The organism is Weizmannia acidilactici (genome assembly GCF_008974185.1).
Lineage (GTDB): Bacteria > Bacillota > Bacilli > Bacillales > Bacillaceae_C > Weizmannia > Weizmannia acidilactici.
Window position 1 is genome coordinate 1 of record NZ_BKZP01000024.1, and the last position, 25,571, is coordinate 25,571.

24 protein-coding genes, 2 pseudogenes and 1 riboswitch are annotated in these 25,571 nt (G+C 43.5%); of the genes and pseudogenes, 10 read left to right on the top strand and 16 right to left on the bottom strand.

What is annotated here, in order from left to right:
• The first annotated feature begins 191 nt into the window (after positions 1-191).
• Positions 192-710, top strand: coding sequence for a folate family ECF transporter S component (locus BpJC4_RS10920; protein ID WP_151680609.1), 519 nt, complete (start codon positions 192-194; stop codon positions 708-710).
• A gap of 412 nt (positions 711-1,122) precedes the next feature.
• Here the strand turns inward: BpJC4_RS10920 and BpJC4_RS10925 are convergent, their stop codons facing one another.
• From BpJC4_RS10925 to BpJC4_RS10950, 6 genes are all read right to left on the bottom strand, one after another.
• On the bottom strand, positions 1,123-2,703 hold the full coding sequence (locus BpJC4_RS10925) for a hydantoinase/oxoprolinase family protein (protein WP_151680610.1): 1,581 nt from the start codon (positions 2,701-2,703) through the stop codon (positions 1,123-1,125).
• Entirely contained in the window at positions 2,703-3,797 is a 1,095-nt protein-coding gene (locus BpJC4_RS10930) for an S-methyl thiohydantoin desulfurase family protein (protein ID WP_151680611.1), read from the bottom strand. The genes BpJC4_RS10925 and BpJC4_RS10930 overlap by 1 nt, the downstream gene beginning before the upstream one ends.
• Positions 3,798-3,827: 30 nt before the next feature.
• Positions 3,828-5,144, bottom strand: coding sequence for a purine-cytosine permease family protein (locus tag BpJC4_RS10935; RefSeq protein ID WP_151680612.1), 1,317 nt, complete (start codon positions 5,142-5,144; stop codon positions 3,828-3,830).
• A gap of 18 nt (positions 5,145-5,162) precedes the next feature.
• The gene (locus BpJC4_RS10940; RefSeq protein WP_151680613.1) at positions 5,163-6,716 is read right to left on the bottom strand and encodes a hydantoinase/oxoprolinase N-terminal domain-containing protein; all 1,554 of its coding nucleotides are present in this window, start codon (positions 6,714-6,716) and stop codon (positions 5,163-5,165) included.
• Positions 6,700-7,812, bottom strand: coding sequence for a DUF917 domain-containing protein (locus BpJC4_RS10945; RefSeq protein WP_151697896.1), 1,113 nt, complete (start codon positions 7,810-7,812; stop codon positions 6,700-6,702). Before BpJC4_RS10945 ends, BpJC4_RS10940 begins: the two co-directional genes overlap by 17 nt.
• 237 nt (positions 7,813-8,049) lie before the next feature.
• Positions 8,050-9,711, bottom strand: a complete 1,662-nt coding sequence (locus BpJC4_RS10950) for a sigma-54 interaction domain-containing protein (protein ID WP_151697897.1) — start codon at positions 9,709-9,711, stop codon at positions 8,050-8,052.
• A gap of 112 nt (positions 9,712-9,823) precedes the next feature.
• Here BpJC4_RS10950 and BpJC4_RS10955 point away from each other — a divergent pair, with 112 nt between their 5' ends.
• From BpJC4_RS10955 to BpJC4_RS10960, 3 genes are all read left to right on the top strand, one after another.
• On the top strand, positions 9,824-10,444 hold the full coding sequence (locus tag BpJC4_RS10955; protein WP_151697898.1) for a hypothetical protein: 621 nt from the start codon (positions 9,824-9,826) through the stop codon (positions 10,442-10,444).
• 21 nt (positions 10,445-10,465) lie between these two features.
• Positions 10,466-10,627, top strand: coding sequence for a cupredoxin domain-containing protein (locus BpJC4_RS16165; protein ID WP_172967561.1), 162 nt, complete (start codon positions 10,466-10,468; stop codon positions 10,625-10,627).
• 93 nt (positions 10,628-10,720) lie between these two features.
• Positions 10,721-10,939 (top strand): hypothetical protein, encoded by a 219-nt coding sequence (locus BpJC4_RS10960; protein ID WP_151680617.1) that lies wholly within the window; start codon positions 10,721-10,723, stop codon positions 10,937-10,939.
• On the opposite strand, the pseudogene BpJC4_RS16615 reads toward BpJC4_RS10960, so the two are convergent.
• Positions 10,929-12,386, bottom strand: a pseudogene (locus BpJC4_RS16615) (amino acid permease). The gene BpJC4_RS10960 and the pseudogene BpJC4_RS16615 overlap by 11 nt on opposite strands.
• Positions 12,387-12,674: 288 nt before the next feature.
• Here BpJC4_RS16615 and BpJC4_RS10970 point away from each other — a divergent pair.
• The gene (locus BpJC4_RS10970) at positions 12,675-13,586 is read left to right on the top strand and encodes a DMT family transporter (protein ID WP_151680655.1); all 912 of its coding nucleotides are present in this window, start codon (positions 12,675-12,677) and stop codon (positions 13,584-13,586) included.
• A gap of 150 nt (positions 13,587-13,736) precedes the next feature.
• Here the strand turns inward: BpJC4_RS10970 and BpJC4_RS10975 are convergent, their stop codons facing one another.
• Positions 13,737-13,835, bottom strand: coding sequence for a putative holin-like toxin (locus tag BpJC4_RS10975; protein ID WP_151680618.1), 99 nt, complete (start codon positions 13,833-13,835; stop codon positions 13,737-13,739).
• A gap of 230 nt (positions 13,836-14,065) precedes the next feature.
• Positions 14,066-14,174: riboswitch (SAM riboswitch) on the top strand.
• A 176-nt stretch (positions 14,175-14,350) separates the two neighbouring features.
• Here BpJC4_RS10975 and BpJC4_RS10980 point away from each other — a divergent pair.
• Positions 14,351-14,530 (top strand): YezD family protein, encoded by a 180-nt coding sequence (locus tag BpJC4_RS10980; RefSeq protein WP_151680619.1) that lies wholly within the window; start codon positions 14,351-14,353, stop codon positions 14,528-14,530.
• A 58-nt stretch (positions 14,531-14,588) separates the two neighbouring features.
• On the opposite strand, the gene ssuE is transcribed toward BpJC4_RS10980, so the two are convergent.
• The 6 genes from ssuE to BpJC4_RS11010 form a co-directional block, all read right to left on the bottom strand.
• Complete coding sequence (gene ssuE, locus BpJC4_RS10985) at positions 14,589-15,143, bottom strand: NADPH-dependent FMN reductase (RefSeq protein ID WP_253693647.1); 555 nt, start codon at positions 15,141-15,143, stop codon at positions 14,589-14,591.
• Between the two features lie 26 nt (positions 15,144-15,169).
• Positions 15,170-15,931 (bottom strand): ATP-binding cassette domain-containing protein, encoded by a 762-nt coding sequence (locus tag BpJC4_RS10990; protein ID WP_151680621.1) that lies wholly within the window; start codon positions 15,929-15,931, stop codon positions 15,170-15,172.
• 14 nt (positions 15,932-15,945) lie between these two features.
• Positions 15,946-16,704 carry an aliphatic sulfonate ABC transporter permease SsuC gene (gene ssuC / locus BpJC4_RS10995; RefSeq protein WP_151680622.1) on the bottom strand — a complete coding sequence of 253 codons (759 nt, stop codon included), beginning with the start codon at positions 16,702-16,704 and terminating at the stop codon, positions 15,946-15,948.
• 12 nt (positions 16,705-16,716) lie between these two features.
• A complete protein-coding gene (gene ssuD, locus BpJC4_RS11000) occupies positions 16,717-17,853 on the bottom strand; it encodes an FMNH2-dependent alkanesulfonate monooxygenase (protein WP_151680623.1) in 1,137 nt (378 codons plus the stop codon).
• Between the two features lie 22 nt (positions 17,854-17,875).
• Positions 17,876-18,814 (bottom strand): sulfonate ABC transporter substrate-binding protein, encoded by a 939-nt coding sequence (locus BpJC4_RS11005; protein ID WP_371862306.1) that lies wholly within the window; start codon positions 18,812-18,814, stop codon positions 17,876-17,878.
• 449 nt (positions 18,815-19,263) lie between these two features.
• Positions 19,264-20,445 (bottom strand): NupC/NupG family nucleoside CNT transporter, encoded by a 1,182-nt coding sequence (locus BpJC4_RS11010; protein WP_151680625.1) that lies wholly within the window; start codon positions 20,443-20,445, stop codon positions 19,264-19,266.
• Positions 20,446-20,715: 270 nt separating this feature from the next.
• Between BpJC4_RS11010 and guaC the strand changes: the two genes are divergently transcribed.
• Positions 20,716-21,699: a GMP reductase gene (gene guaC / locus BpJC4_RS11015; RefSeq protein ID WP_151680626.1), complete on the top strand. Its 984-nt coding sequence runs from the start codon at positions 20,716-20,718 to the stop codon at positions 21,697-21,699.
• A gap of 51 nt (positions 21,700-21,750) precedes the next feature.
• Here the strand turns inward: guaC and BpJC4_RS11020 are convergent.
• Positions 21,751-22,473 (bottom strand): annotated as a pseudogene (locus BpJC4_RS11020) (transposase); the annotation flags it as partial.
• Positions 22,474-23,257: 784 nt separating this feature from the next.
• Here BpJC4_RS11020 and BpJC4_RS17135 point away from each other — a divergent pair.
• The 3 genes from BpJC4_RS17135 to BpJC4_RS11040 all read left to right on the top strand — a co-directional run bounded on the left by BpJC4_RS17135 (position 23,258) and on the right by BpJC4_RS11040 (position 24,095).
• Entirely contained in the window at positions 23,258-23,347 is a 90-nt protein-coding gene (locus tag BpJC4_RS17135; RefSeq protein ID WP_371862199.1) for a hypothetical protein, read from the top strand.
• A 200-nt stretch (positions 23,348-23,547) separates the two neighbouring features.
• Entirely contained in the window at positions 23,548-23,898 is a 351-nt protein-coding gene (locus tag BpJC4_RS11035) for a PLP-dependent transferase (protein WP_151697901.1), read from the top strand.
• Entirely contained in the window at positions 23,898-24,095 is a 198-nt protein-coding gene (locus BpJC4_RS11040; protein ID WP_151697902.1) for a hypothetical protein, read from the top strand. The genes BpJC4_RS11035 and BpJC4_RS11040 overlap by 1 nt, the downstream gene beginning before the upstream one ends.
• A gap of 36 nt (positions 24,096-24,131) precedes the next feature.
• Here BpJC4_RS11040 and BpJC4_RS11045 read toward each other — a convergent pair whose 3' ends face one another.
• Positions 24,132-25,565 carry a glycoside hydrolase family 1 protein gene (locus BpJC4_RS11045; protein WP_151697903.1) on the bottom strand — a complete coding sequence of 478 codons (1,434 nt, stop codon included), beginning with the start codon at positions 25,563-25,565 and terminating at the stop codon, positions 24,132-24,134.
• Positions 25,566-25,571: the final 6 nt, after the last annotated feature.

Consider the following 25,571-nt stretch of genomic DNA (forward strand, 5'->3'; position numbering starts at 1 on the left):
GGTGTCTTGGAATGCCCGATATTTAAACAGTGTCGAGAAAAACTTGACACATACTAAACCCGTTCACCACATTGACATCATCTCATCCGGGCCGGATAATAAAGCTATAAAACTATTGTGAATCTTGGGTGCAAAATGAATATATTTTTCGATGCCTGCACATGATGGACATCCATAATGGAGGTTAAGCGATGAATGTCAAAAAAATAGTACTTGCCGGCCTTTTTATTGCATTAGAAGTGATTTCAACACGATTTCTGTCCATACAAACGCCGGTCCTAAGAATTGGATTTACTTTTATTCCCACAGCATTGTCTGCTTGTATACTGGGGCCGTTATTTGCAGGCATTACTGCAGGATTGGCAGATGTCATAGGGATGATGTTATTTCCGGCAGAAGGGGCTTATTTCCCGGGTTTTACACTCTCGGCATTTCTGGCAGGCGCCATTTACGGATTGTTTTTCTATAAAAAACCTGTGAGATTTTGGAGAGTATGTTTGGCGGTGTTGATCATAACAATTTTTGTTAATCTTGGTCTAGATACGCTATGGCTATGGATGCTTACCGGAAAGGGGATACTCGGTTTATTACCGGCACGGATGATGAAATCCGCCATTATGTTCCCCATACAAGTCATCACCATTCAAGTAGTCTGGAAGTCCCTTGCCGCAAGTTTGAAGCATCGATTGTCTTTTGGCGGGACCAATTAAAGGTTTGGTGCCCGGCATTTTTCTCACAAACTGTCCGGCTATTAACTGGGCGCGGCGGATGGGATTAAACGGGTCAAAACAGTTAGAATGTTTTTCCCCGGAAATTTTTTTGTTGTGGAACCATTGATGATGCCCCTTTCATTCTTTTGAAGAAAGCGCGTATTTGTTTTAAAGGGGCTTTACATGGTCATGTGTTATGACGGATAGAGCGCGAAAAAGCAAAAAGGAAATACCGGTGATGATGCAATGCACAGGGGAAACCGTGTCGGGAAAAAAAGCGTCGAAATTGCCCTCCCCCTTTAGGACAAGCTAATGTAAATTCTACCGTTACGCTTGGTACATACTAAAAGAACAATTAAAAAAAACCATCCACAAGGTGATTTTTCACCTTGTGGATGGTTTCATCCTTTTATCATGCTAACTGCTCTTTATTGCTCCGTGCCAATTCTCCAGCTGCCTTTACGCGGATTCTAGTTGCGTTGCCTGGAAGGTATGCGAGTGGGATATCCTCTATATCAACAACAACAAGACTATCAGGATCTGCTCCGGCTTTAATCGCTTCGGACATAGCCTGGGATTTAGCAGATTCCAAGGCTTGTTCTCTACCTATTTCATCCAGCACATAAATTTTTTCAATTTGCCCGCTTACTTGCGAAATCGCCGACCCAATTGCGTTGGCAACACCTGAATGTTCGGGGCGAATCACTGCTGATGCCCCTTTCAAGACATCCGGCAATAAAATGCTGCCGCCGCCAACTAGAATGACAGGTACGGGAGCTGGACTTGTTTTCATTTTATCAATGGCTTCTTCCACCATTTCTACCATTCTATCATAAACCTTATTTAAAATTTCCTTATTGAGGTGGGCAACTTTGGATGCATCCCCAAGTTTCACTTTCCCCAGCGCTACTGCCACATCTGTTGTTGTCAGTGTATCCCCTCCGAAAACTAATCCCTTTTCCGGAAGTCGGTAGCCGACGCTATCCGGACCGATCGTAAATTGCCCATCTTCTTGTATTCGGACAATTGTTCCTCCGCCAAGGCCAATGGAAATAAGATCCGGCATACGGAAATTCGTACGCGCTCCGCCAATTTCAACAGCCAGTGAAGATTCCCGCGGGAAAGACTGGACAAGCACACCAACGTCTGATGTGGTGCCCCCGACATCCACGACAATCGCATCCGACAGGTTACTTAAATAGGAAGCACCGCGCAATGAATTTGTCGGGCCGCAAGCTACTGTAAAGATTGGGTATTTTACCGCATAATCAACAGACATCAAAGTACCGTCATTTTGCCCGAAAAATACATTGGCTTCGATTCCTTCGCTTTTCAGAGCTTTTATAAAACCATCCGCCGCTGTTTTGGCTACATTTACAACCGATGCATTCAAAATGGTGGCATTTTCCCGCTCCAGAAGACCAACTGAGCCGATTTCAGATGACAACGAAATGGAGACTTGATCTCCCAATACTTCCGTAAAAATCTCGCTCGCCTTATGCTCATGAGTTTGGGAAACGGGTGAAAATACAGATGTTATTGCAATAGAATCGACCTTCCCCTTAATCTCATTTGCGATTTTATAAAGGTAATCTGTATCTAATGCAGTAATTTCCCGCCCATCAAATTCATGACCGCCACGCACTAAATAAACGTGCTTACCTAATGCTTCCCTCAGATCTTTCGGAACACCGATAAGCGGCTTTACTGCCAGTGTCGCAGGTGCCCCGATTCGGACGACCGCTATTTTGTTTAATCTTTTTCTTTCTACAATTGCATTTGTGCAGTGCGTAGTACCAAGCATTGCGTATTTTATTTGATCCCGGGGCACGTTGGCATCTTTAATTATTTTATGCATAGCATTATAAATGCCAGTTGCAACATCTTCCGTCGTCGGTGATTTTGTTTCAGCTATTACTGTATTGTTTTCATCCAATAAAACCGCATCAGTATGTGTACCGCCAACATCAATACCTACCCGATAAATTCCCATTATGAACGCACTCCCTCTTTTACAAGTTTTTCTACCGGAACATAATCGACATGATAACCAAAATATTTTGGCCCGACTGTTGCAATCCCTTTTTCTGTTCTCCATTTTGGATGACAAGGTATCCCGATTACAATACATCTGGCCCCATATCGAATGCCCTCGGTTGTAATTGGAAGCCCCGTTTCCGCATCCAGAACGGCAATTAAATCAGGCGTTACACATAATAAACGCTGTTCTGTTCGTGCCAACAGATGCTCGTTTTGGAACCGAAGTGTAAGTGTCTCACCTTTATTTTCCTGCATACCTTCAAACGTTGCTGTCCCCTTGGCGAAACCGGATTCTGTTTTGCGGTTAATATCATTCACTTTGCCATGGAATAATTGGTAACCTTTCACTTTTTTGATGACTTCCCGGACAGGATTAACGTTATTTTCCTTTGCCAGCCGGATGGTTCTCCCAATTTCCTCCTCTAATTTTAAAATGTTCTGTATTCCACTTTCTTTTAGATTTCGTCCCCTCATAGAATACATAGCTGTCATAGCAGATCCGCCCATTTGCACAGTTGCTGCACGAGCAATCCTTTCTGTCCACACGTTATCAATGGTGGATAACAAGACTGTATTTCCTTTTTCATCGGCTAAAATCGCCGGTGTTGCCGGGATACCATCCAAATAAAACGTAACCATTTGCAGCTCCGGAAAAGCTCTGCCCATACCATCTGCATCTACAACCGGCAATCCAAGCCTCGCCGCAAGAGCAAATGGCAACATGGAATTGACACCTCCTGCTTCGATTGGAAAGGTGGCATAAATTTTTTCACCAAGATAAGCTTCTAAATTGCGAAAAGCGACTAGTGCTTCTTCCCCGCTCGGCGCTTTTTCAAGCATGACCGTCGGAGCCCCCATCATGGAAGAAGGAACAACCAAAGCATCATCCGGTACTTCATCTGCATCCAACAAAGTTATTTCCCCATATTCCTCAATTGCCTGGATTGCCATCAATTTCCCGATATAAGGATCACCGCCGCCGCCCGTGCCCAGTAGAGCTGCTCCGACGGCAATATCTTCTATTTCTTGTACTCCTATTTTTCTCATTTTTGTCTAAACCTCCAATATTTCAATTATTTAAGATGCAGCTTTTTCATCAACGGTGTTTTTCCTGGCTGCCTGCATAATAAGTACTCCTGCTAAATAAACCACTGCACTTGCAAGCAGGGAATTGATAGATGGAATCCCGGCTTTCACAAAATATCCAACTGCAAACCCCGCTACCCAAGCAATCATGGTCACCGGATTTATTTTCTCTTCACTTTCCGGCAAAGCTCCCTTTTTGCGGCTTTCATCCAATTCTTTTTTGTGTGTCTTCAACACGAAATAATCCATGACCATGATCCCTGCAACAGGAGGCACTAATACGCCAAGAAAGACAAGAAATTCAGTAAATCGGTTAAGGATTCCCATCACAGACAATATCGTTCCAATGGCACCGATCACGAGTGTAACCATCCCACGGTTGAGCTTAATATTGAAAATCGTATCGAAAATATTCGTAAAACCGAGAGAAGATGAATATAAATTCAAGTTATTAATTTTAACCGTTGAAAAGACAACCACCAACGCGCCAAGCCATCCCGAAGTTTGCATCATGATACTCGCAACATTACTTGTCCTTGCAGCAAGTGCCATTAATACCGCAATCATATTGATGCCAAGTTCTCCGATGATGGTTCCAATCATTGTCATCCAAAATACATCTTTCCCGTTTCTTGCAAATCTGCTGAAATCCGGAGTGATAACGGCCCCAATGATAAATCCGCCCGCAACCATCGTTGTTGCGACTCCCATCGTCAAAGGTTTTCCAGCCGGAGAGCTGCCCATTAAATCCATGATGGAATGATTGCTGAGAACTTGATAAATCCCAACAGCAACCGCCAATAAAAAAGCAGGCACAGCAATTGAAGCTGTCGCACTTAAAATCTTAAACCCAAATATCACTAAAATGGTTACGCCAAATCCTGTAATGGCAGCTGCAACAGGAAGACTGATAGCCCCGTTTGAAGATTGGACAATTCCTTGAGCAAAAACAGAGTTTTGCACGCCGAACCATCCGATTGTGGATATGGCAATGACCGCGCCTATAATACTTGATCCATATCTGCCAAAGCCCGTCCAACGGGATAATAAACTTGTTGACAAGCCTTCTTTTGCACCGGCATAGCCCAGCAGGAAGCTAATGATTTCCAAAATCACACTGCCAAACATGGTAGCCCAAAAGGCCTCCCAAAAAGTCATTCCGTATCCCAATGAAGCCCCCAGGATAAACTGCGAAATGGTAGCCAAAGATCCGACACGTATAATGGTGATATTCCATAAAGACTGCCGGTCTGATTGCGGGACCCTGGACAAAGAATAGTCATCGCCGATATTTGTTTTCTTTTGCATTTATTGCCAGCCTCCAAATTATAAGATTTGTTCACCTACAGCTTTTACTTTCACTCTGAGAATTTCTCCCCTTAAATACTCGAAAGGATATTCTTGGATATACGACAACTTTACTGAATGGGGATCTGCTCCCTTTTTAACCACAGCTTGTTTGCATGCTTCGGCCGCTTCTTTCACTACTTCTTCTTTTGAACGGTGATTTAACCAATAGACCTTGTCGATTACTTCACTAACAGAAGAGAAACACGCCCCTATTGCGCTGCTAAACGGATAACCGGCCGGGTTTATCACTTGCTGGTATTTACCAAACAGCTTCTGATTAAAAAGCGGGCTTCCTCCCCCCACAAGAACAATAGGCAGTTCCTTTTCATCATTTTGCAGCTGGTCTATCGCTTCTTTGATTTTTTGGGTGACATCGTATACAACTTTTTCACATTCACTTTCCGATAATGTTTCCAACTTTTCCGTATCAATATCAGGATCATAAAATGATTTTGGAAACAGTTTAAGGAAGCAATCGCTGACTGTCCATGTATCCCCTCCCCAAGCTGTGCCGACTTTTTTAATATCATTGGAAATAAGCGGTAAAAACTCCACTTTTCCATCATGAATCAATGGTATATTTCCGGTACCAAAAGGCAGGGAAATTATCTCCGGCATTTCTAAACTTGCATCTATTCCGAATAGGTTGGTAGATGCTGTCATTTCCTTTAATTCTCCGTTGGCTACATGTCCGACATAAATTTTGCTTCCCCCAATGTCGATGGCAATCATTTCTTTTAACCCCGAGAGCCTTGAAGCGCCTTTTAAGCTATTCGCTGCACCCGAGGCAATGGTTAATATCGGAAATTTCATAGCCTGCTCAATCGTCATTAATGAACCATTGCTTTGCGTGAGCCAAAAAGGACATTGGAGGGAAAGAGAAGAAAAACAGGATGCCAGATTGAATAAAATTTTTCTAATGACTTTAGATAATAAGGTATTCAATAAAGCTACATTTTCTCTTTCAATAAACCCCATGCTGCCGAATTGATGGGAAACCGTTACAGATATGTCCGGAAATCTGTTATTGATTTCATTTTTTACTTGCATTTCTTCATTTTCATACATTGGAGAATAAGCACCCACAATGCAAACCGCATCAATTTTTTTCTCAGCTATCGATTTGTAAAGCGGCTTCAGCTGTTTTAGACAACTAATTTCATTGCCCGCTTGATTATAGCGATTATTGCTCTTTAGTTCATATATCTCTTTAAGGAAAGATCTTAATGATTCCGGCCAGTTCAAAGCCGGAATGATTTTCGAAGGCTGAAGCTCAATCCGGATCAGTGCCGTTTTCGCCAATGTCCTCTCTTCATAGACGGCATTCAGTAATTCCGTTGTCCCAACAAAAATTCCTTTGATTTCATTTGGCTGGATGCTTGTTTTTTTTAACAAATTCCCTACAGAACTGCGGACACCTGTAAAAATATCAGGAGTTGTGACGGAACTGGAGGCCATCCTGAGTTTTCCCTGATCGGTGACCAACACTGCATGTGTATTGGTACCGCCGATGTCAATACCAATTCTCATGAGGTAACCCCCTTCCGTTTGCATCCGTACTGTGACAAAAGCTCTCCGGTATCCTAAATGGCTCGGGGCCTGTTTGGTCAATCATTTCTTTTGTATGAAAAAGGCTTGGGGCTTTTATGGCAAGAATCATAACAAGCATGCCTTCCCGAATCTCCGAGACAGATAAGGGCAGCCCTGTTTCATAATTAAGCAAAATAATTAAATCAGGGGTCGTGCAAGCTGTTTCTTCGGGTATTGCAAAAGCAAGGAATTCATTTTGAAAATATAAATCGGCCTGCTTCTTATGGTATTGCAGTTGCCCTGTCAATGTGGCTGATCCAACCAGCATTTTATTCACAAACCATCTGCGGATTGATCGAATTTTCCCTGTAAACACTATTTCCATTTCCCCATATACAGAGTTCAAAAATGCGTGGCGAATATTTTTGGCTTTATCCCAAATGGATGCTTTCTGTGCAAGTACCTTTCCAATATCACGGGTCAGCTTTAATGTTCCTGGAATCATTGCTGCCTTCATATGATGGCCGTTTGCTCCGAAACAGGCAAAATGGCAATACCCGTAATCTTGAAATGTAAAATCTTTAAATGTATCGATAAGCTTCTTCGTGCTCGTGACCACCAGAGAATGTTCTTTTGAGACGGCCACTAATGGAACCGCCGAGATTTCTGAATGATAAAAACTCGTCATTTCCACTTCCGGAAAAGCCCTTCCCATGCCATCCCCATCAATCACCGGCAGATTGCATTCCAAAGCGGCAAGCAGTGGAATGAGCGCATTGACTCCTCCGATTTCCATTGAAATCAGTGCACCCGTTTTTCTCCCAGAGGCTGATTCGTAAAGTTTCAAGGCTTTGGAAATTTCCTGTCCGGAGGGAATGTCTTCATTCATTAAAACCGTGGAACCTGCTACCGCCACAGGCACTATCCACTCATTTGACATTTCAACAGAGGATTTTACCACGATCCCATCATCTTCGTTCATGATCGACAATAATAAACACTCAACAGACCTGGTCTCACCACCTCCTCCACAAGATAAAAATTTAGCACCGGTGCTAATGTAAGGAATGTCCTCTTTTGTTATCGGCCAACCCACGTTTTACACCCCTCATTTAAAACTTATGCAATAATCATGCCAATTTAAAAAAACATAAAAAAACTCATTTCGCAATGGATTCTGAAGTTTTCAATTATATAAACAGCTGGAATTTTTGATCTTTTGTATTTAGAAGGTGAGAAAACCTTCCACGTATTTCTTTATTTTTTGAAGGAAATATAGTTATTTCTCATGTTTTCTCTTTTTTTATCATGATTTCTCAAGTTTCTAATTTAATTATATTTTCATTTTTTTCATATAGCGGTACAAAGTGGCCAGGCTGATGCCCAAATGTGCCGCCGCTTTTTTCTTTCCTTCTGTACTCCAACCATAGCGGTCTAAAAGATTTTGGATTTGTTTTTTATTCGGTTTTGAATGATTTTTGAATGATTGTGCCTCAACAGTCAAAGGAGCTGTTTCTTCCTTCTTTCGCAAGGCCGAAGGCAAGCTTTTCACTGTCACCGTATCGCCAATTTCCAATTCTACAAAATGCCTTACAACATTTTGCAGTTCCCGGATATTCCCCGGCCAGTCATATTGAATGAGTTTCTGAAGGACTTCCGCTGATAATTTTTTCGGAGAACGTTGCATATCTCTTGAAAATCCGCTCATAAAATGCTCGATTAATATTGGCAAATCTTCTTTTCGTTCGCGAAGAGGGGGGATATAGATCGGGATGACACTAATCCGGTAATAAAGGTCCTCCCTGAATTCCCCCTTTCTAACCAGCTCCTCTAAATCCCGATGAGTCGCTGAGATAATGCGAACATCAATTTCTTTGCTTTTATTTGATCCAATCCTTTCAAACGTTTTCTCTTGAATAACCCGAAGGATTTTTGCTTGCAGGTACAAGGACATGTCACCAATCTCATCCAAAAAAAGCGTCCCTTTATTTGCCAATTCAAGACGCCCCGGTTTGTCTTTCTCGGCACCGGTAAAAGCACCTTTTTCGTACCCAAACAATTCACTTTCTAACAAATTTTCAGGGATTGCCGCACAATTAATTGCAATAAAAGGCTTGTCTTTCCGGTCGCTTTCATTATGGATAGACTGCGCAAACATTTCTTTTCCAGTGCCACTCTCGCCACGCAACATAATGGTTACATCACTTTTTGAAACCCTTTTTGCCGACTGTATCGTATTCTTTAATACATCACTCACACCGATAATGTCCTCAAAGCGATAAAGACGGCGGCGGTTTTGCTCCGTTTTTGTTATCAACTTTGATTTTAAAAGGATGATATAAGAGCAATAGCCGTTGTAATATACCGGTTGGATAACAGCTGTAAATTGTTCATTCTGTTTTCCCTGTAACTGCAAGGACATTTCAAATTTTTGTTTTTGCCTTCTTATTTTCTTCCAGTCATCATACGCTATTAGTTCAGTCACTTTCCCCCCGATGAAAGCCGTTTTTCTTTTATGAAAAATAGAAGCCATATGTTCACTAATCTCCTGGATGATGCCTCCATGATCAACCAGGCAAAAAGGCTGGGTAATCGTTTGAAAGAACTTCTGCAGTTCCAGACTTGTGATCGTATATTTTTTTTGCCATTTTTCTTTTTCCAGTTTTTCGCTCACCCATTTACAAGCGAGTTCTGACACCATATTTAAATATTTAATATCTCGAATAAAGTCTTGCTCCTGCCGGGTTCTGGGCCGCAGCAATAGTATCGCGATGACTTTCATGTTCCGGATAATCGGGAAATAATTAATGAGGGACGAATTTTCTTTTTCCGCCTTTTCTATTCTCACACCCGATTGAAATATTTCTTTTATGTATTCCTGATCTAAATCCCGGCATTGCAAAAGATCATCTCTCTCTTTTATTTCGATATATCCCGGAGTGGAGGAAAAGATTTCCTGATTTAACATCTGCTCATATTCATTAAAAGAAGCCATACGCAACTCCCTCCTTAAAAATTTATTGATGATCATTTCCCTCCCTATTTATACCTTCCATCATAACATTATTTTGCAAAGGGGATGATGGCCGAGGTTTTAGGATTTGCTTATGCCACCAAGACTTGAGAGAAAAATTCAAAATTTCAAGAAGAATGCATTTTACATTGGCACATTTTTTGCCATTGCCATGATACTGGGTGCCTGCAGCAACGATCAACCCCAAAAAAGATACGGGCAAAAAACTGCCGGTGAAGTGAAAGCTTCGGCCGTTTCCGGGGATACGATTTCTGAAAAAACGGACTGTATTCTGCAGATCAGGTTTGAAGCAGACAACAAAATTATTTTCCGGATAAACGCCATTGACCCGAATACAAATAAACAGGCCAAAAGCGCAAAGCTGCAAGTCCACTTGTCAACGGGGAAAGTGCTGGAAATGAAGCTCGACCGCAATCCGCCTACGGATAAATCCGGCCTGATGTTCTGGACAGCGGCCTATCCGGTAACACAAGACACGCCGACAGGAATATTGAACTATTATGTAACCGCAACGGACGGAGATAAAAAAGGAGAGAATCATCCTTTTAAAGTTCAGCCGTCTTTGCTTACGATTGCCGGCAAAGATTCCGCCGATTTCAAAAAAACACATCTTTCCGCACTGCCTCCAGCCATAAAACCAGCCGAATTCTTAAATTCACTGCAAGCAATTTCCAATCCGGCAAAAAAAGTTTAATATGTCAAAGCCGGCCAGGAAGTGACGCTTACGTTTACTTCAAAAGCGAGCGTGCATGGCATTGCCATCGATGAACTGAATGTAAATGTAAAAGCACCCGGCGGCACGGAAAAGTTTACGCCTGCAAAATCCGGCGATTATCAAATACACTGCAATACTTTTTGCGGGGAAGGCCACGGATAGATGACAGAACTCCGCGAAAACAGACGGCTGGTGGAAAATGATCTGATTCATTTCCTCCCTCATTGCTGTCTACATCACAGAGGATACTGTTTTATGGAATATAAACAGGAAGGAAATTTGATTAAAAAACAGAAGCCTTTTACAATAACTGCCCGGGATTTGTTTATAACTATAAAAAAACCTAGCCGTCATGGTTTTCAGGCTAGATTTTTTGTAAATGATGATCATTTGCATATTTATCAGATGAAAAATCGTAAGGTAGTGGCAGCGGTCTGCTTTCCCGCAGTTTTTAAAAGCAGGCTTACAAAATAACGTTTTCTTCCCCCTCCGGTTCTGCTGGAAGTTTTTTGGCGGTGATCCGTTCATGGACTGCACGGTATGCGCCTAAGTTCGGTCCTTTGAATGTATGGCGCGCTTGATGCGTATAATAAATGATCAATAGAATGGCGACACAAGCAAATACTTTTCCGGTCGCATAGGTCAGTGTGAAATGCTTTGTGATCGCCACATCACTTGAAGAAATGTTAAACAATACGGTTACAAATACAATCCATAGTACCGAGATAAAGCTGACAGGTTTGCTCCAATTCCCCAAAGTCCACGGGCCATTATCAGCTTCTGTCCAATATCCTCTCAGCTGTGCTCTTAATTTTAAGAAAATCGGAATTCCGTATGAAGTGTACAGCCCAATGACGCTCAAGGAAGTCACGACAGCATATACATTATCCGCCAGGGCGCAAAGGAAAGCTAAGAAAACGCTGAGCAAAATGGCGTAAGCGGGTGTGCGGAATTTTGCCGATACTTTAGAGTTTTTAAACGGCAGACCGTTGTCGCGTGAAAAGGCATATAACATACTTGAAATAGAAGTAACAGATGAAAGTCCGCAGAACCACATCGCGATTGTAACCATCCAAATGACCGCTCTGCCGAATGTTCAGCCCATAGCCTGTTCAACTGCAACAATAAACCCGTTGCTTCCCGCTTCTGCAACAGCTTGCGGATTGGTAATGGATATTGTAACCAAAGCAATCATAATAAATCCAAAGAGCCCGGATACTGCGACAGATAAATAAACACCCCACGGAGAGCGAACCTTTACATCAATGGTTTCTTCACTCGTATGGGCAGATGCGTCATAACCTGTATATGTCCACTGGGCTTGTAGCAATCCGATTAAAAATGCAAACCAATAAGGAGTAGTGCTGTTGGTTGCAGTTGAAAAACCTGTGTGGAACAAATAGCCGACATTGTGTTCAGGCCCAAAGTAAGCCAATGCAGCAATAATGGTTCCAACACCGATAATATGGTAGATGGCCGAAACATCATTCAGTTTCGCAACGATCTTGATGCCGATATGGTTTAAAATCGCATGGCTTAAAAGAATGACTGCATAAACACTTAAGATTTCAGATTTTGTCGAATTGCCAAAAATTAAAGAAGAAGCAAAACCGACGCAACCGAAATCAATGCCGGCCACAATCGTCACCTGGCCGACCATATTAAACCATGCCGTAAACCAGCCCCATCCTTTGCCCCCAAAAATTGATGCCCAATGATAGAAGGCGCCTGATGTCGGAATGACCAAAGTCAGCTCAGCAAGAGAAGCAGCAATCAATAAAACAAAAATCGTAACGAGCGGCCAGCCGATGCCCATTACCGCCGAACCTCCCTGGCTGAAACCAAAGCCGTATAATGTCACAGCACCTGTTAAAACAGAAATAATAGAAAATGAGATCGCAAAGTTTGAAAAACCGCCCATATCCCGCAGAAGTTCCTGCTTATACCCGAAAGTGCGGAGATCATCGAAAGCGGAAAAACCATCTTCAACATGATTTCATAAAGCAGTTATAACATAGAACATATTTTGATATTCGAAATAAGTTGTTAAAAATGTAAACTTTATATGTTCCAAGTGCAATTGTATAATTTTAAAAATAAAGACAAATGGATTAAAATTGAATATACATCGAAGCAGACCAGTACTTAGAAAAATTGTCTTAAATCTTTGCCCAATCATCAGAGGGAGCATGAGAAGGGAATGATCAGAATGAGAAATGGGGCAAAAATCAAAACTGCTTTTTACATCGCATATGTTGTCATCATCTGGGGAATGTGCTGGCCCGTATATAAGTACGCACTTGCCTATACGCCGCCGTTGCTTTTCGCCGGCATACGCACGCTTCTGGGCGGGGTACTGCTCGCGCTTTTCCTTGTCCCGCAATGGCAAAAAATTGAATGGCGAAAAAATTGGAAAATCTACTGTATTGTCGGCTTCTTCAACACGGTTATTTTTAATGGGGTGCAGACTATCGGCCTAGAGTATATGGCATCCGGATTATTTTCCGTGATTGTTTACCTGCAGCCGGTACTGGTAAGTGTTTTTGCATGGTTATGGCTAAAAGAATCCATGTCGTTCTTGAAAATTGCCGGGCTTTTGATCGGATTTCTCGGTGTGGCTGCTGTTTGCAGGGACGGATTTACCGGAAAAGTTTCAGCTATTGGTATCATTTTAGCGTTGATCACCAGTGTCGGCTGGGCTTTTGGAATTGTCTACATGAAAAAAACGAGCACGCAGGTACACGGATTATGGCTGGTGGCATTACAAAGCATTTTAGGAGGGCTATTCTTAACGGGAGCAGGATTTTTAAAAGAAAACATTTCAGACATTACTTGGAATTTGCCTTATATCGCCTGCCTTTTGTTCGGGGGTGTACTGGGCATGGCGGTTGCTACAACCCTATATTTTAAGCTGATGAACACCGGGGATGCCAGCAAGGTCGCTTCATTTACCTTTCTTGTCCCGCTGATTGCTGTTGGCATCGGCACCCTTTTCCTTGGCGAACCGTTCACTTTTTCGCTTCTGGAAGGTTTGGTTCTCATCCTGATAAGCATTTATTTAACCAATCATCCTTCCAAAAACTTCATTCGAAAAAAGAAAGTGCACGCAGAAATAAATTGAATGGAACAGGGTTTTTATCATATACTAACGGTAGCGAACATTTAAGGGAACATTGGCCCCCCAGCCAATGTCCCCGGCACAGCATGCTGCGATCAGCAGCGGCCCGGTATAGGCGTAACCCACCCGAACCATGGCAGGGAGCAGGGTGGGTTATTTCCGTTTGATCAGGGAAATGACCAATTCGATCACGGCAATGAGCAAGCTTCCGAACATGATCATCAGCGAAACCGCGTCGAAAACAGAGACCATTTTGCAAATCACCCCCTTTCCCAGGGAGCGACCGCTGCCCACCCTGCAGCTGTGTCTACTCTATTATAGCACATACGTTCCCCCTTCAAATCAATAAGTTCCTATGCAGCAGAAAAATGTGACTTTGTAACTATCGTGATTATTTTTTCAAAATATAAGTTGACAAGTCGGAATACTATTATTTATCATTATTTTTAGAAACAACGTTTTTTGATCAATTGCATACCGGCTGCTTATCAAGAGAGGCGGAGGGACTGGCCCGAGGAAACCTCAGCAACAGATTCTTTTAAAGAAAACTGTGCTAATTCCAGCAAGCGACCAAAGCTTGGAAGATAAGTTAAGGAGAATGTGAAAGCCCTCTTCTTAACTTTTCGGAAGGGGGCTTTCCATTTGCCGGAAGAGAAATTGATCAAACTGAACGGGGACCCGTTTCATAAAAGGATTTTCAACATCTGCATTTGCTGATTGGACCACCAAAAGCATGTGTAAAATATTATTTTGGGGGTAGAAAAAGATTGGCTTATATTGATGAATCAAGGTTGACTCACATTATTGAATCGCTGAAAAAACTCGAATTTGGAACGGTTATCATCTCGATCCACGAGGGGAGTATCACACAGATTGAAACAACAGAGAAAGTCCGGTTCGCATTGGAAAAGAAAAAAGCGCATATCGCCAAACAAAGGATGAGCTAATTGAGATTATTAGAGCATTCCGGCATTTGGAGCATACTTCCAAATGCCGGAATTTTTTCTAAGATGAAGTAACTGAAATGCCGCCATTTGTGTAAACAGGAAGCAGAAATTTTAAAGAAGAATCCAGACGGCTCTTTGCCTGTTCATCCAATCGGTATTGGTGTTTTGCTGTTTTTTCAACCTGGCTGTCCAAAATAAATGCCCCTTTTTCGATGCTGGTTGCACCCAGTGCGGCCAGCACCGGTTTTAATGCGTAATCTAATGCCAATAGATGTCCGAATGTACCACCCATTGCGAGCGGTAAAATCTTTTTTCCGGCTAAACCGTTTTGCGGCAGGAAATCAAGAAAAATTTTAAGAAGCCCCGAAAATGATGCTTTATATACCGGGGTTAAAATGATAACAGTCTCCGCTGCCTCTACCTTTCTTAAAGCTTCTGAAATTTCCCTTCCGCCAAACCTTGCTTGAATTAAATCAGCTGCCGGCAGTTCCCTGATATTAATGACATCCGGCTGAAGCCCGCCTCTTTGCAAATAGCCTTCCACATAATCCCGTATTCCGTTCAATCTTGTGAATTCTGAAGGGCTTCCTGTAAGTAAAACAACTTTTTCCATCAGAGCCGCTCCTCTCCCCTTAATGTTTAATTTTTGGCAGCCCGCAATCCGTGATGTCCGCCATCACCTAAGATCCGGTTTAGAATGTGGTTTACAGTTGAAGAAAAGAGTGCATGGTCCCTTTTTCTCGGATGCGGCAGTTTTACGGGATAGTTCATTGCAATTTCACCATTTTCTATTAAAATAACTCTGTCGGCGAGTGCGACAGCCTCTTCTACATCATGCGTCACCAATATCGCTGTAAAGTTTTTCTCGAGCCACAGCGATTGGATCAGCTGATGCATCTCAATTCTTGTCAAAGCATCCAATGCGCCGAGCGGTTCATCCAGCAGCAGGATTTCGGGCTCGTGAACCAAAGCTCTCGCCAATGCAACCCTTTGTTTCTGGCCGCCCGATAATTCAGACGGCCAATCATTGGCGCGCCCGTCCAGGCCGACCTGTTTAAGCATCTGATTGGCACATTCTTTCCAATCACCCTGCAGCCCAAGGCCTACATTTTGGAGGATTTTTTTCCATGGAAGCAGGCGGCCATCTTGAAACATGATTTTTACCGAAGGGTTTTTGCCAGACAAAGGTTTTCCATTTATGAAAATTGTACCGCTGCTAGCTTTTTCAAGTCCTGCCAGCAGCCGCAGCAGTGTACTTTTGCCGCATCCGCTCCGGCCGACAATTGCGACAAATTCCCCTTTTTTCACTTTTAAATCAATTTTGCGCAGCACTTGATGGCTGCCAAATGATTTTTGCAAATCGTCAACCTCTAACACAATTTCCTTCTCTTTTGACGCCATGGGTTCCTCTCCTTCTACTTTTGGTACGACGGATGCCATTTTAACAGCCTTTTTTCGGCGATCTTTGCCAACAAGTCGGATAACTTTCCGAGAAGCGCATACAGGATTATGCTTAATACAACGACATCCAGTTGCATAAACTCACGGGCATTCATCGCCATGTATCCAATTCCGGAATTAGAAGCAATCGTTTCGGCAACAATCAGTGTAACCCACGTTACCCCCAATGCATAACGCACACCGACCAAAATGGATGGAAGCGACCCCGGCAGAATAATATGCCAAAAAAGCGCGGTCCCCTTCAGCCCGTAGACATCCCCCATTTCGATCAAGGCTTTGTCTACTGAACGGATACCGTGGAAAGTATTTAAATAAATAGGGAAAAAAGTGCCCAGCGCAACGAGAAACAACTTCGCTTCTTCTTCAATGCCAAACCATAAAATGACAATCGGAATTAAAGCCAGATGGGGAATATTCCGGATCATCTGCAAAGTACTATCGAGCAGACTCTCTGCAGTTTTAAACAAACCGTTGGACAGACCCAATGCAAAGCCGATGCCTCCTCCGATTAAAAAACCAACGAGTGCCCGTTTACTGCTCGCGCCAATATAATCGAAAAGCTGGCCGGAGCGTGCCAATTCCACAGCGGATTCCACCACAGCAACAGGATTTGGCAGCACCTTTGAAGATAACAATCCAAACTGGCTCGAGAGCTGCCAGGCTGCGAGCAAAATAACCGGCACGATCCAAGGCACAAAACGATTTTTAGCCATGCGAACACCCCTTTACTTTAATACTTTTGGATATTCATTATTGGCAACAATTTCCCCAAACGGGCTGATGATATTAGAATGTGTATCAGCAACCGGACGCTCCAGCGGAAGAAGCGGGAATAATAATTCGGCTACCCGGTAAGCTTCTTCAAGATGGGGATATCCGGAAAGAATAAATGATTCAATGCCAAGTTCAGCATACTCTTTCATACGATGTGCCACCGTTTCCGGACTGCCAACCAGCGCTGTTCCGGCTCCTCCCCGTACCAGGCCGACCCCTGCCCAGAGATTCGGGCTGATTTCCAAATTTTCACGGCTTCCATTATGCAGTGCCGTCATTCTTTGTTGCCCAACTGAATCAAATCTAGAAAATATTTTTTGTGAAGATGCAATAAGTTCATCATCCACATACCGAATTAAATCATTAGCGGCAGCCCATGCTTCTTTTTCGGTTTCCCTGACAATGACATGCAGCCTGATGCCAAACCGCACCGTTCTTCCCTGTGCTTCCGCCAATTCTTTAACGCGATTAATTTTTTCTTCAACTTTTTCAGGCGGCTCCCCCCAAGTCAAGTAGACGTCCACATGTTTTGCCGCAATTTCCTGGCCAATTTCCGAAGACCCACCGAAATAAAGCGGAGGGTAAGGTTGCTGCACTGACGGATAAAGCAACTTGCCGCCTTTCACATTTAAATACCTGCCCGAAAAATCAGCTTCCCCGTTTTCCAATAAATCCTTCCAAATCGTGAGAAATTCATCGGTCAGTTCATAACGCTCGCGGTGGCTTAAATGCAACCCGTCCCCTGCCAGTTCCACCGGGTCGCCCCCGGTCACCACATTAATGAGGAGCCTCCCTTTCGATAAACGGTCAAAGGTTGCGGCCATTCTCGCTGCCTGTGATGGTGAGATAACCCCTGGCCTGACCGCCACCAAAAATTTCATTGTTGAGGTTACCTGAATCAGGCTGGACGCCACCACCCATGAATCTTCGCATGATCTGCCGGTCGGTAGCAAAGCCCCGGTAAACCCGAGGTGGTCCACCGCCTGTGCCACTTGTTTTAAATAAGGAAAATTTACGGCCCTTCCGCCGGTCGTTACCCCTAAATATCGTGAATCGCCATGTGTTGGTATAAACCAGAATGCCTTCATCAGTCTTTCTCCTCTCCCCGGATTAATTTGATAAAAATGCTTCGTGTACTTTGATTGGTTTTGGAATCAATTTCAATTTGTAAAATTCATCCACGATTTGCTGCTGGTCATCAATCGTTTGGCTGTTGATCTTTTCCAGGCCGAAATTTTTACGGCTGAGCGTCAACTCCAAAGATTTCTCACTCATTCCAATCTGCGGTGCCAAAAACTTAGCCGCTTGTTTAGGATTGTTCTTCACCCAGTGCTCCGTATTTTCAAGCTGTTTGTAAATCACATTCAATATATCCTGATGTTTTTTTGCAAACTGGCTCGTTACCAGGAAAAACTCACGGTTTTTCACAAGCCCGATGCCGTCTGACAAAGTGCGGGCATGCGTTGCAAGCTGGGCATCCGCGAGAAATGGATCCCATATGGCCCATGCGTCTACGGCTCCTTGCTCAAACGCTGTACGGGCGTCTGCAGGCGCAAGAAAAACAGTTTGAATGTCACTGTAAGAAATGCCGGCTTTCTCTAATGCCTTTACTAGCAGATAATGGACATTGGAACCTTTATTCAGCGCAATCTTCTTTCCTTTTAAATCTTTCAAAGTTTTTATCTTTGAATCTTTTGGCACGATGATGGCCTCACCTTTTGGATTGGCGACAGAGTTGGCAAAGTATACAAGCGGCGCGCCTGCCGCCTGTGCAAAAATAGGCGGTGCTTCACCTGTATGGCCGAAGTCGAGGCTGCCAGCATTTAAAGCCTCCAGTAATTGCGGGCCGCCGGGGAATTCTGTCCACTTTACCGTGTAGCCGAGAGGCTTCAATTGTTTTTCCAAACTGCCTTTTGCTTTCAAAATATTTAAAGTCCCGAACTTCTGATAACCGATACGGATTACCTTATCATTCTTTTCCCCAAGTTTCGCTGCTGCCTTTTCTTTCTTCGAAACACCGCAGCCGCCAAACAATAAAGAAACAATCATCAAAAGAATGAATGCTATCCACCTTCGCCGCTTCACTTTTTTTAACACGCTTAAACCTCCCTTAATTTTCAAGGTGCAGCTCTTTTCCATTTTGTGAACTACAAGATGGATCACCCCCTTCAATGGAATTGGTGAAAAGCACTATTACCAATAAATCCCATTTTTTTAGTGGGATTATAAGTAACAAAAAAGGGCCCCTTATCTTTCATTCATAAAGATAGGAGCCCGCGGTTGACCGGTCGGCACTTATGAATCTGCTTAAAGAAAACAGACAGTTGGTTTATTTTTGTTTTAATCAATAAAAATATTTTTATAAATCATAACCTTTTAAATTGTTATGTTCATTTTAATTACATTATTTCGATCTGTCAAGTGAGTTTTATTTTATTTATCATTTTCCAATCAATTTTTGGAACTCTACACTCTTTTTGCATTTTCCCTTAGATTCATTAATAGATTAACCCGACAATGGTTGCCGACAGGAAGCTGACGAGCGTTGCACCGTATAACAGTTTGAGCCCGAATTTCGCAACAACATTGCCCTTCTTCTCATTCAAGCTTTTCACAGCACCCGCGATAATGCCGATCGACGAGAAGTTTGCAAATGAAACAAGGAAAACGGAGATAATGGCCAATGTCCTTTGCGAAAAGGTAAAATGCCCTTGCGCCAGGTTGGTCATGGCAACAAACTCATTGCTCACCAATTTTGTGGCCATAATGCTTCCGGCATCTACTGCACTGTGCCACGGAATGCCCATCAAAAAGGTGAACGGTGAAAAGATATAGCCGAGAAATTTCTGGAAAGTAATGCCAAAGATGCCGTTAAAAATCGCGTTAATCATGGAGATCAGCGCGACAAAGCCGATTAACATGGCCGCCACTGTAACCGCTACCCGGAACCCGACCATAATATACTCACCGAGCATTTCAAAAAACGACTGCTTTTCTCCTGTTTCAAAAACGATAGCATCTTCTTCCGGGGAAACGTCGTATGGATTAATCAATGAAACGATGATAAAGCCGCCGAATAAGTTCAGCACGATTGCAGTCACTACGTATTCCGGTTTAATTAATTCCATATAAGACCCGACAATGGACATCGATACTGTGGACATTGCAGAAGTACAAAGTGTATAAAGGCGTTGCTCCGATAATGTTTCCAGCTGGTTTTTTACCGAAATAAAGACTTCGGACTGTCCCAATATGGCGGAAGCTACCCCATTATATGACTCAAGTTTTCCCATTCCGTTCACTTTGCTTAAAGCATAGCCGATCCCTTTAATGATTACCGGCAGTATGTTCCAATGCTGCAATATGCCGATCAACGCTGAAATAAAGACAATCGGCATCAAGACACTGAGAAAGAATGCCAATTGTTTGTTATTCACCATTCCGCCAAATACGAAATTCACACCTGTATTCGCATATGTTAAAAGCTTCCCGAACCCCTCTGCAATTCCTGCGATCAGCCAATTGCCGGCGCTCGTATTCAGCAGTAAAAAACCAAACAGAAACTGAAGAAGAATCATGGTGAGAATGGGCCGATATTTAATATGCCTTTTATCGCTGCTGGCAAGCCAGGCCAGCCCAAGAATCAACATGATGCCCAATAGCCCGATGATATATTTCACTGATTTTCCTCCTTGGCCTAAATATTGCCTGCCAATTGTAAACAAGCCTTATTCATAGTAGTAAATACTTGGTTATTTTGCAAACTTCGTTATAGGAATGTCCTTTTTTGCAGCACTCCATTCCAGGAACATCCATTCTAATTGTCTGTAAAACTAAGAAAATTGTTTGTAAAAACCTTTGACAACCAGAAAAAAATAAGGTAAAGTACCAACGTACGAACATTTAACAAGTTATACCGAAATAACATTCGTTTTTGGGAGTGCAAAAACATGGATACAGTGTTTGATTATGAAGATGTGCAGCTAATTCCGGAAAAATGTATCGTGAACAGCCGTTCGGAATGTGATACAAGTGTTGTGTTAGGCGGGCGTAAGTTCAGACTGCCTGTAGTGCCTGCCAACATGCAAACCATTATTGATGAAAAAATCTCCGTATATTTGGCCGAAAATGGATATTTTTATATAATGCACCGGTTTCAGCCGGAGAAGCGCCTGCAATTTGTGAAAGATATGATTGACCGGGGGCTTTATGCATCGGTCAGCGTCGGCGTCAAGCCGGAAGAATTTACTTTTATTGAAGAACTGGCTGCAGCAAACCTGAAGCCGGAATACATTACGATTGATATCGCACACGGCCATTCCGATGCGGTTATCAGAATGATCCATCATATTAAAAAGCACTTGCCGGAAACCTTTGTGATTGCCGGGAATGTCGGCACACCGGAAGCAGTAAGGGAACTGGAACATGCCGGTGCGGACGCGACAAAAGTCGGCATCGGGCCGGGGAAAGTGTGCATTACGAAAATTAAAACCGGATTCGGTACAGGCGGATGGCAGCTCGCGGCCCTGCGCTGGTGCGCGAAAGCCGCGAGCAAGCCAATTATTGCAGACGGCGGCATCCGCACGCATGGGGATATTGCCAAATCGGTCCGTTTCGGGGCAACGATGGTGATGATCGGCTCCCTTTTCGCCGGCCACGAAGAATCGCCGGGTGAAACGATTGAAATTGACGGCAAACTTTATAAAGAATACTTCGGATCCGCATCCGAGTTTCAAAAAGGTGAACGGAAAAACGTGGAAGGCAAAAAAATGTATGTAGAATTCAGGGGCCCGCTGCAAGATACGCTGACGGAAATGGAAGAAGACCTGCAGTCATCCATTTCTTATGCCGGCGGAAACAAACTGGCCGACATTCGGAAAGTGGACTATGTCATTGTGAAAAACTCCATTTTTAACGGGGATAGGGTATATTGATAAGAAGGTGGAATTTTGGTTTCTTGCGGCACGGCCGCTATCAATGTTTTTTCAAACAACGGACAAAAGGGGCTGTCCCAAAAGCCCCTTCTTAAACAAGAAAAACCGTTGAGAAAATAATTTTCTCGACGGTTTTTCTTCTTTCTGAAACAGGCGGTTCTTTTCCGCCTGTTTCAGAAGATTGTGGACGATGGCACCCAGCCCGAATTCGATATTTACTTTCTCAAGCCCCCGTAGAGAAAATCTGCGGAACGACCGATTGCCTTTGATATGACCGAACACGCTTTCTACCTCGATTTTCCTTCGAGCGTAGATTTGCTCGTCTTTTTCACGATATTCCCAGTTAGAAACATTTCGGATATCTTTTTTGTAAGCCCGCGTCTCTTCTTTCCTCATAGTATTGTAAGGAATCAATGCTTCGAACTCTTCCTCATGCGCATACAAATAGTTGGCTTCCCCGCCATAACCTGCATCCGCAATGATCCGTTTTGGCTTAGGCAGGCCGGATGCTTTCAGCTTCTCCAAATGCGGCACAAAGCATCTTGTATCAGTTGGCCTCTGGTGTATAGTGTATCCAAGAATAAGCTGGTCTTCCGTTCCAATTTGGACATTGTAACCCGGTTTCAGCTGGCCGTTTTTCATATGATCTTCTTTCATCCGCATAAAGGTGGCATCGTGATCTGTTTTGGAATAACTGTTCCGGTCTCCAAAAATTTCCAATTGGGCTTCATACTTCTTCAGCCGTGGTAAGTAGTCTTCTTTGAGTTTCTTGTAAATTTTTCGTTTCGACCTTATCGCCTGTCTCAATATTGTAATAATAGACACCGATAATGCCCTTATGTTTTGTAATATAGTTATAGATTGATTTGCTGTCAATATGCCTCTCTGCCGCCCCGCGCTCCGGTTTGGGAAGGCAGCATACACAATTGCAAGGGCCAGTATAAAAAACTTTTTCATAACCCCCCTTATTTACTACTATTTTACGAGCTTCGCAGGGAAAATGCACCCAGTTTTTGTTTGCATGAACATCAATCATTCTCGACAAACTTAGCGTACTGATTATTTACACAGGGAGCAATTCCATGGACAACCGCGATTCATACTCAATCGATAAAAAAATCTGCAAGAACTAAGAAAAAGTTAGGGAAGATTTTCACGGAGCTGTTGTGCCGCTGTTTTTGGCAATACTTTATTTACTTTTAGTACGTTTGAGGAATTGACCGATACCAACAGCCATCCCGCCCATCATTATGTGTACCGGCGCGGCCCAAACCCGACTGTGAAAGTAGCTGAGGTAAAACTCGCGGCTTTGTAGCGGGACGATGCATGCCGACTATTCAGTTCGGGGATGACAGCCATCAGCACGGCGTTTTTGAATAGTTTACAGCAGAGGGGACCATCTATTCATTGTAGGGCTTGTTTACTCCACTACGATCCAGCTTGTCGGTACATCGAAAAATTCGGCATATCTTGGTAAACCGATTATGGGCATTCCGGCAGAATACCCGGGTGATCTATTTGGGAGAGCCCGACGAATTTGTTGCACCGGATCATTGATTTGAAAACAGCCACGGAAGTAACCCGGAAAAGGAATATCCGGACAATGGTTGATAACACATGTGCGACCCGCTCTTTCAGAAGCCTTTGATAAAAGACATCGATATTGTCGTCCACTCCGCTTCAATTGATTGCTAATCAGGAAATAATAGGTTCTTTGTTTCATCAGGAACTGCTGCTGTTGGGGACGGCGCTTTCCTCTTATGGTGCCGCCCTATTAGCCCGGGGAATCCGGACGCTGCCGATGCGGATGAAGGCCTTTGAAAAAATGCGTGTAAAATTGCAGCGTTTTTGGAAAAGCATCCCGCTGTCCGAACCGTGCACTATCCGGGGCTTGCTTCACATCCCGACTATGAATGCGCAAAGCGGCAAATGTACGGATCTTCCGGCCTGCTTAGTTTTGAATTGAAGCAAAAAGGGTTGGAAAAGATCACAAAGTTTATGGACAGTTTGAAGGTTTTTAAAATTGGTGTTTCGCGGGGATCATTTGAAAGCCTGGCATGGTCTCCGTTTTACGGCACGAACGGAGACCAGCTTCAGCAGGAACACCTCAGCCAGGACCTGATCCGCCTTGCCGCAGGGCTTGAAGATACAGATGTTTTGCTGGAGGATTTGGATCGCGGGCTGAACCAGTTTGTTTAGTGGTGCAGTTGCTTCCCGATGTGTTTCGTGAATGGTTTAAATATTTGGATTGTGCCGGTGTGACTACTGTGGCGCAAAGGCATGGAATTGTGGCGCAAACCCCGGAAAATGTGGCGCACCGCAAAATTTGTGGCGCAAAAGCTGCTCCCGAGCAAATTCCAAAAAAACTCCTCTTTTTATCCAGTAACCCAATTTAAAAGGGATGCCCCGCTGCCAGGGCATCCCTTCATTTATTACAGTTTTTCTCCGTTCGTTGCAATGACGTCTTTATACCAGTAGAACGATTTTTTCTTTTTCCGTTCAAGTGTGCCGCTTCCGTCGTCATGCTTGTCGACATAGATATAACCGTACCTTTTTGACATTTCTCCGGTCGAAGCACTGACGAGGTCGATGCAGCCCCAGGAGGTATAGCCCATCAGCTCAACACCATCTTCAATGGCTTCGCCCATCTCCTGAATATGCGAGCGGAGATAATCAATCCTGTAATCATCTTGAATAGAACCGTCTTCTTCCACTTTATCGTAAGCGCCCAGGCCGTTTTCCACAACAAACAACGGTACTTGGTAACGGTCGTATAATTGGTTCAAAGATACCCGCAAGCCGATTGGGTCAATTTCCCATCCCCACTCACTTGCTTTTAAGAATGGATTTTTAATCCCGCCGAGAATATTGCCTTCCCCAACGTCTTCCGGTTTCTTATCTTTTTTCTCCGTGCGCGACATGTAATAGCTGAATGCCACATAATCCACTTTTCCTTCTTTTAACAGTTCGAGGTCGCCCGGCTCCATTTCCAGCTGAATGTTATGTTCTTTAAAATAGCGTTTCATGAAAGCAGGGTAGGCGCCGCGCACTTGTACATCGCCGCAGAAGTAGTTGAACAAACGCTCTTCCTGCAGGGCATACATGACATTTTCCGGGTTGCAATCAAAAGCATAGGTTGGCGTATACACAATCATGCACCCTATTTTAGCATCCGGGATGATTTTATGGCAGGCTATTACCGCTTTTGCACTTGCAACGAATTGATGATGGTAAGCCTGGAAAGTAGGCTGGTAGCGGTCACGTTCTTCCTGAATCGCAAAGCCCAGCCCCATGATCGGCATATGCAGGCCGCTGTTGATTTCGTTAAATGTCATCCAGTATTTTACTTTATCTTTGTAACGGTTGAAAAGCGCGGTTGCATATCTTTCAAAAAACTCTACAACCCTGCGGTCGCGCCAGCCACCGTATTCTTTTACCAAGTGAAGCGGCATTTCATAGTGAGAAATTGTAACAACCGGCTCAATCCCGTATTTATGCAGTTCATCAAATACGCGGTCATAAAATGCCAGTCCTTCTTCGTTTGGCACAGTTTCATCGCCGTTCGGGAAAATGCGGGACCAGGCAATCGACATGCGGAATGCTTTAAATCCCATTTCGGCAAACAGCGCAATGTCTTCTTTGTAGCGATGATAAAAATCTATCGCCTCATGGTTTGGATAAGTGTATTTTTCATTGTCAATTTCGAAGTTAAAACCCGGTTCTGTAATGACTTTTAAGCGCACTTTCCCGCCAGGCAGCACGTCCGGAATATTCAGCCCTTTTCCGCCTTCGCGGTAAGCGCCTTCGATTTGGTTTGCAGCGGTTGCCCCGCCCCATAAAAATCCTTCAGGAAATCGTTTTGCCATGTTGAA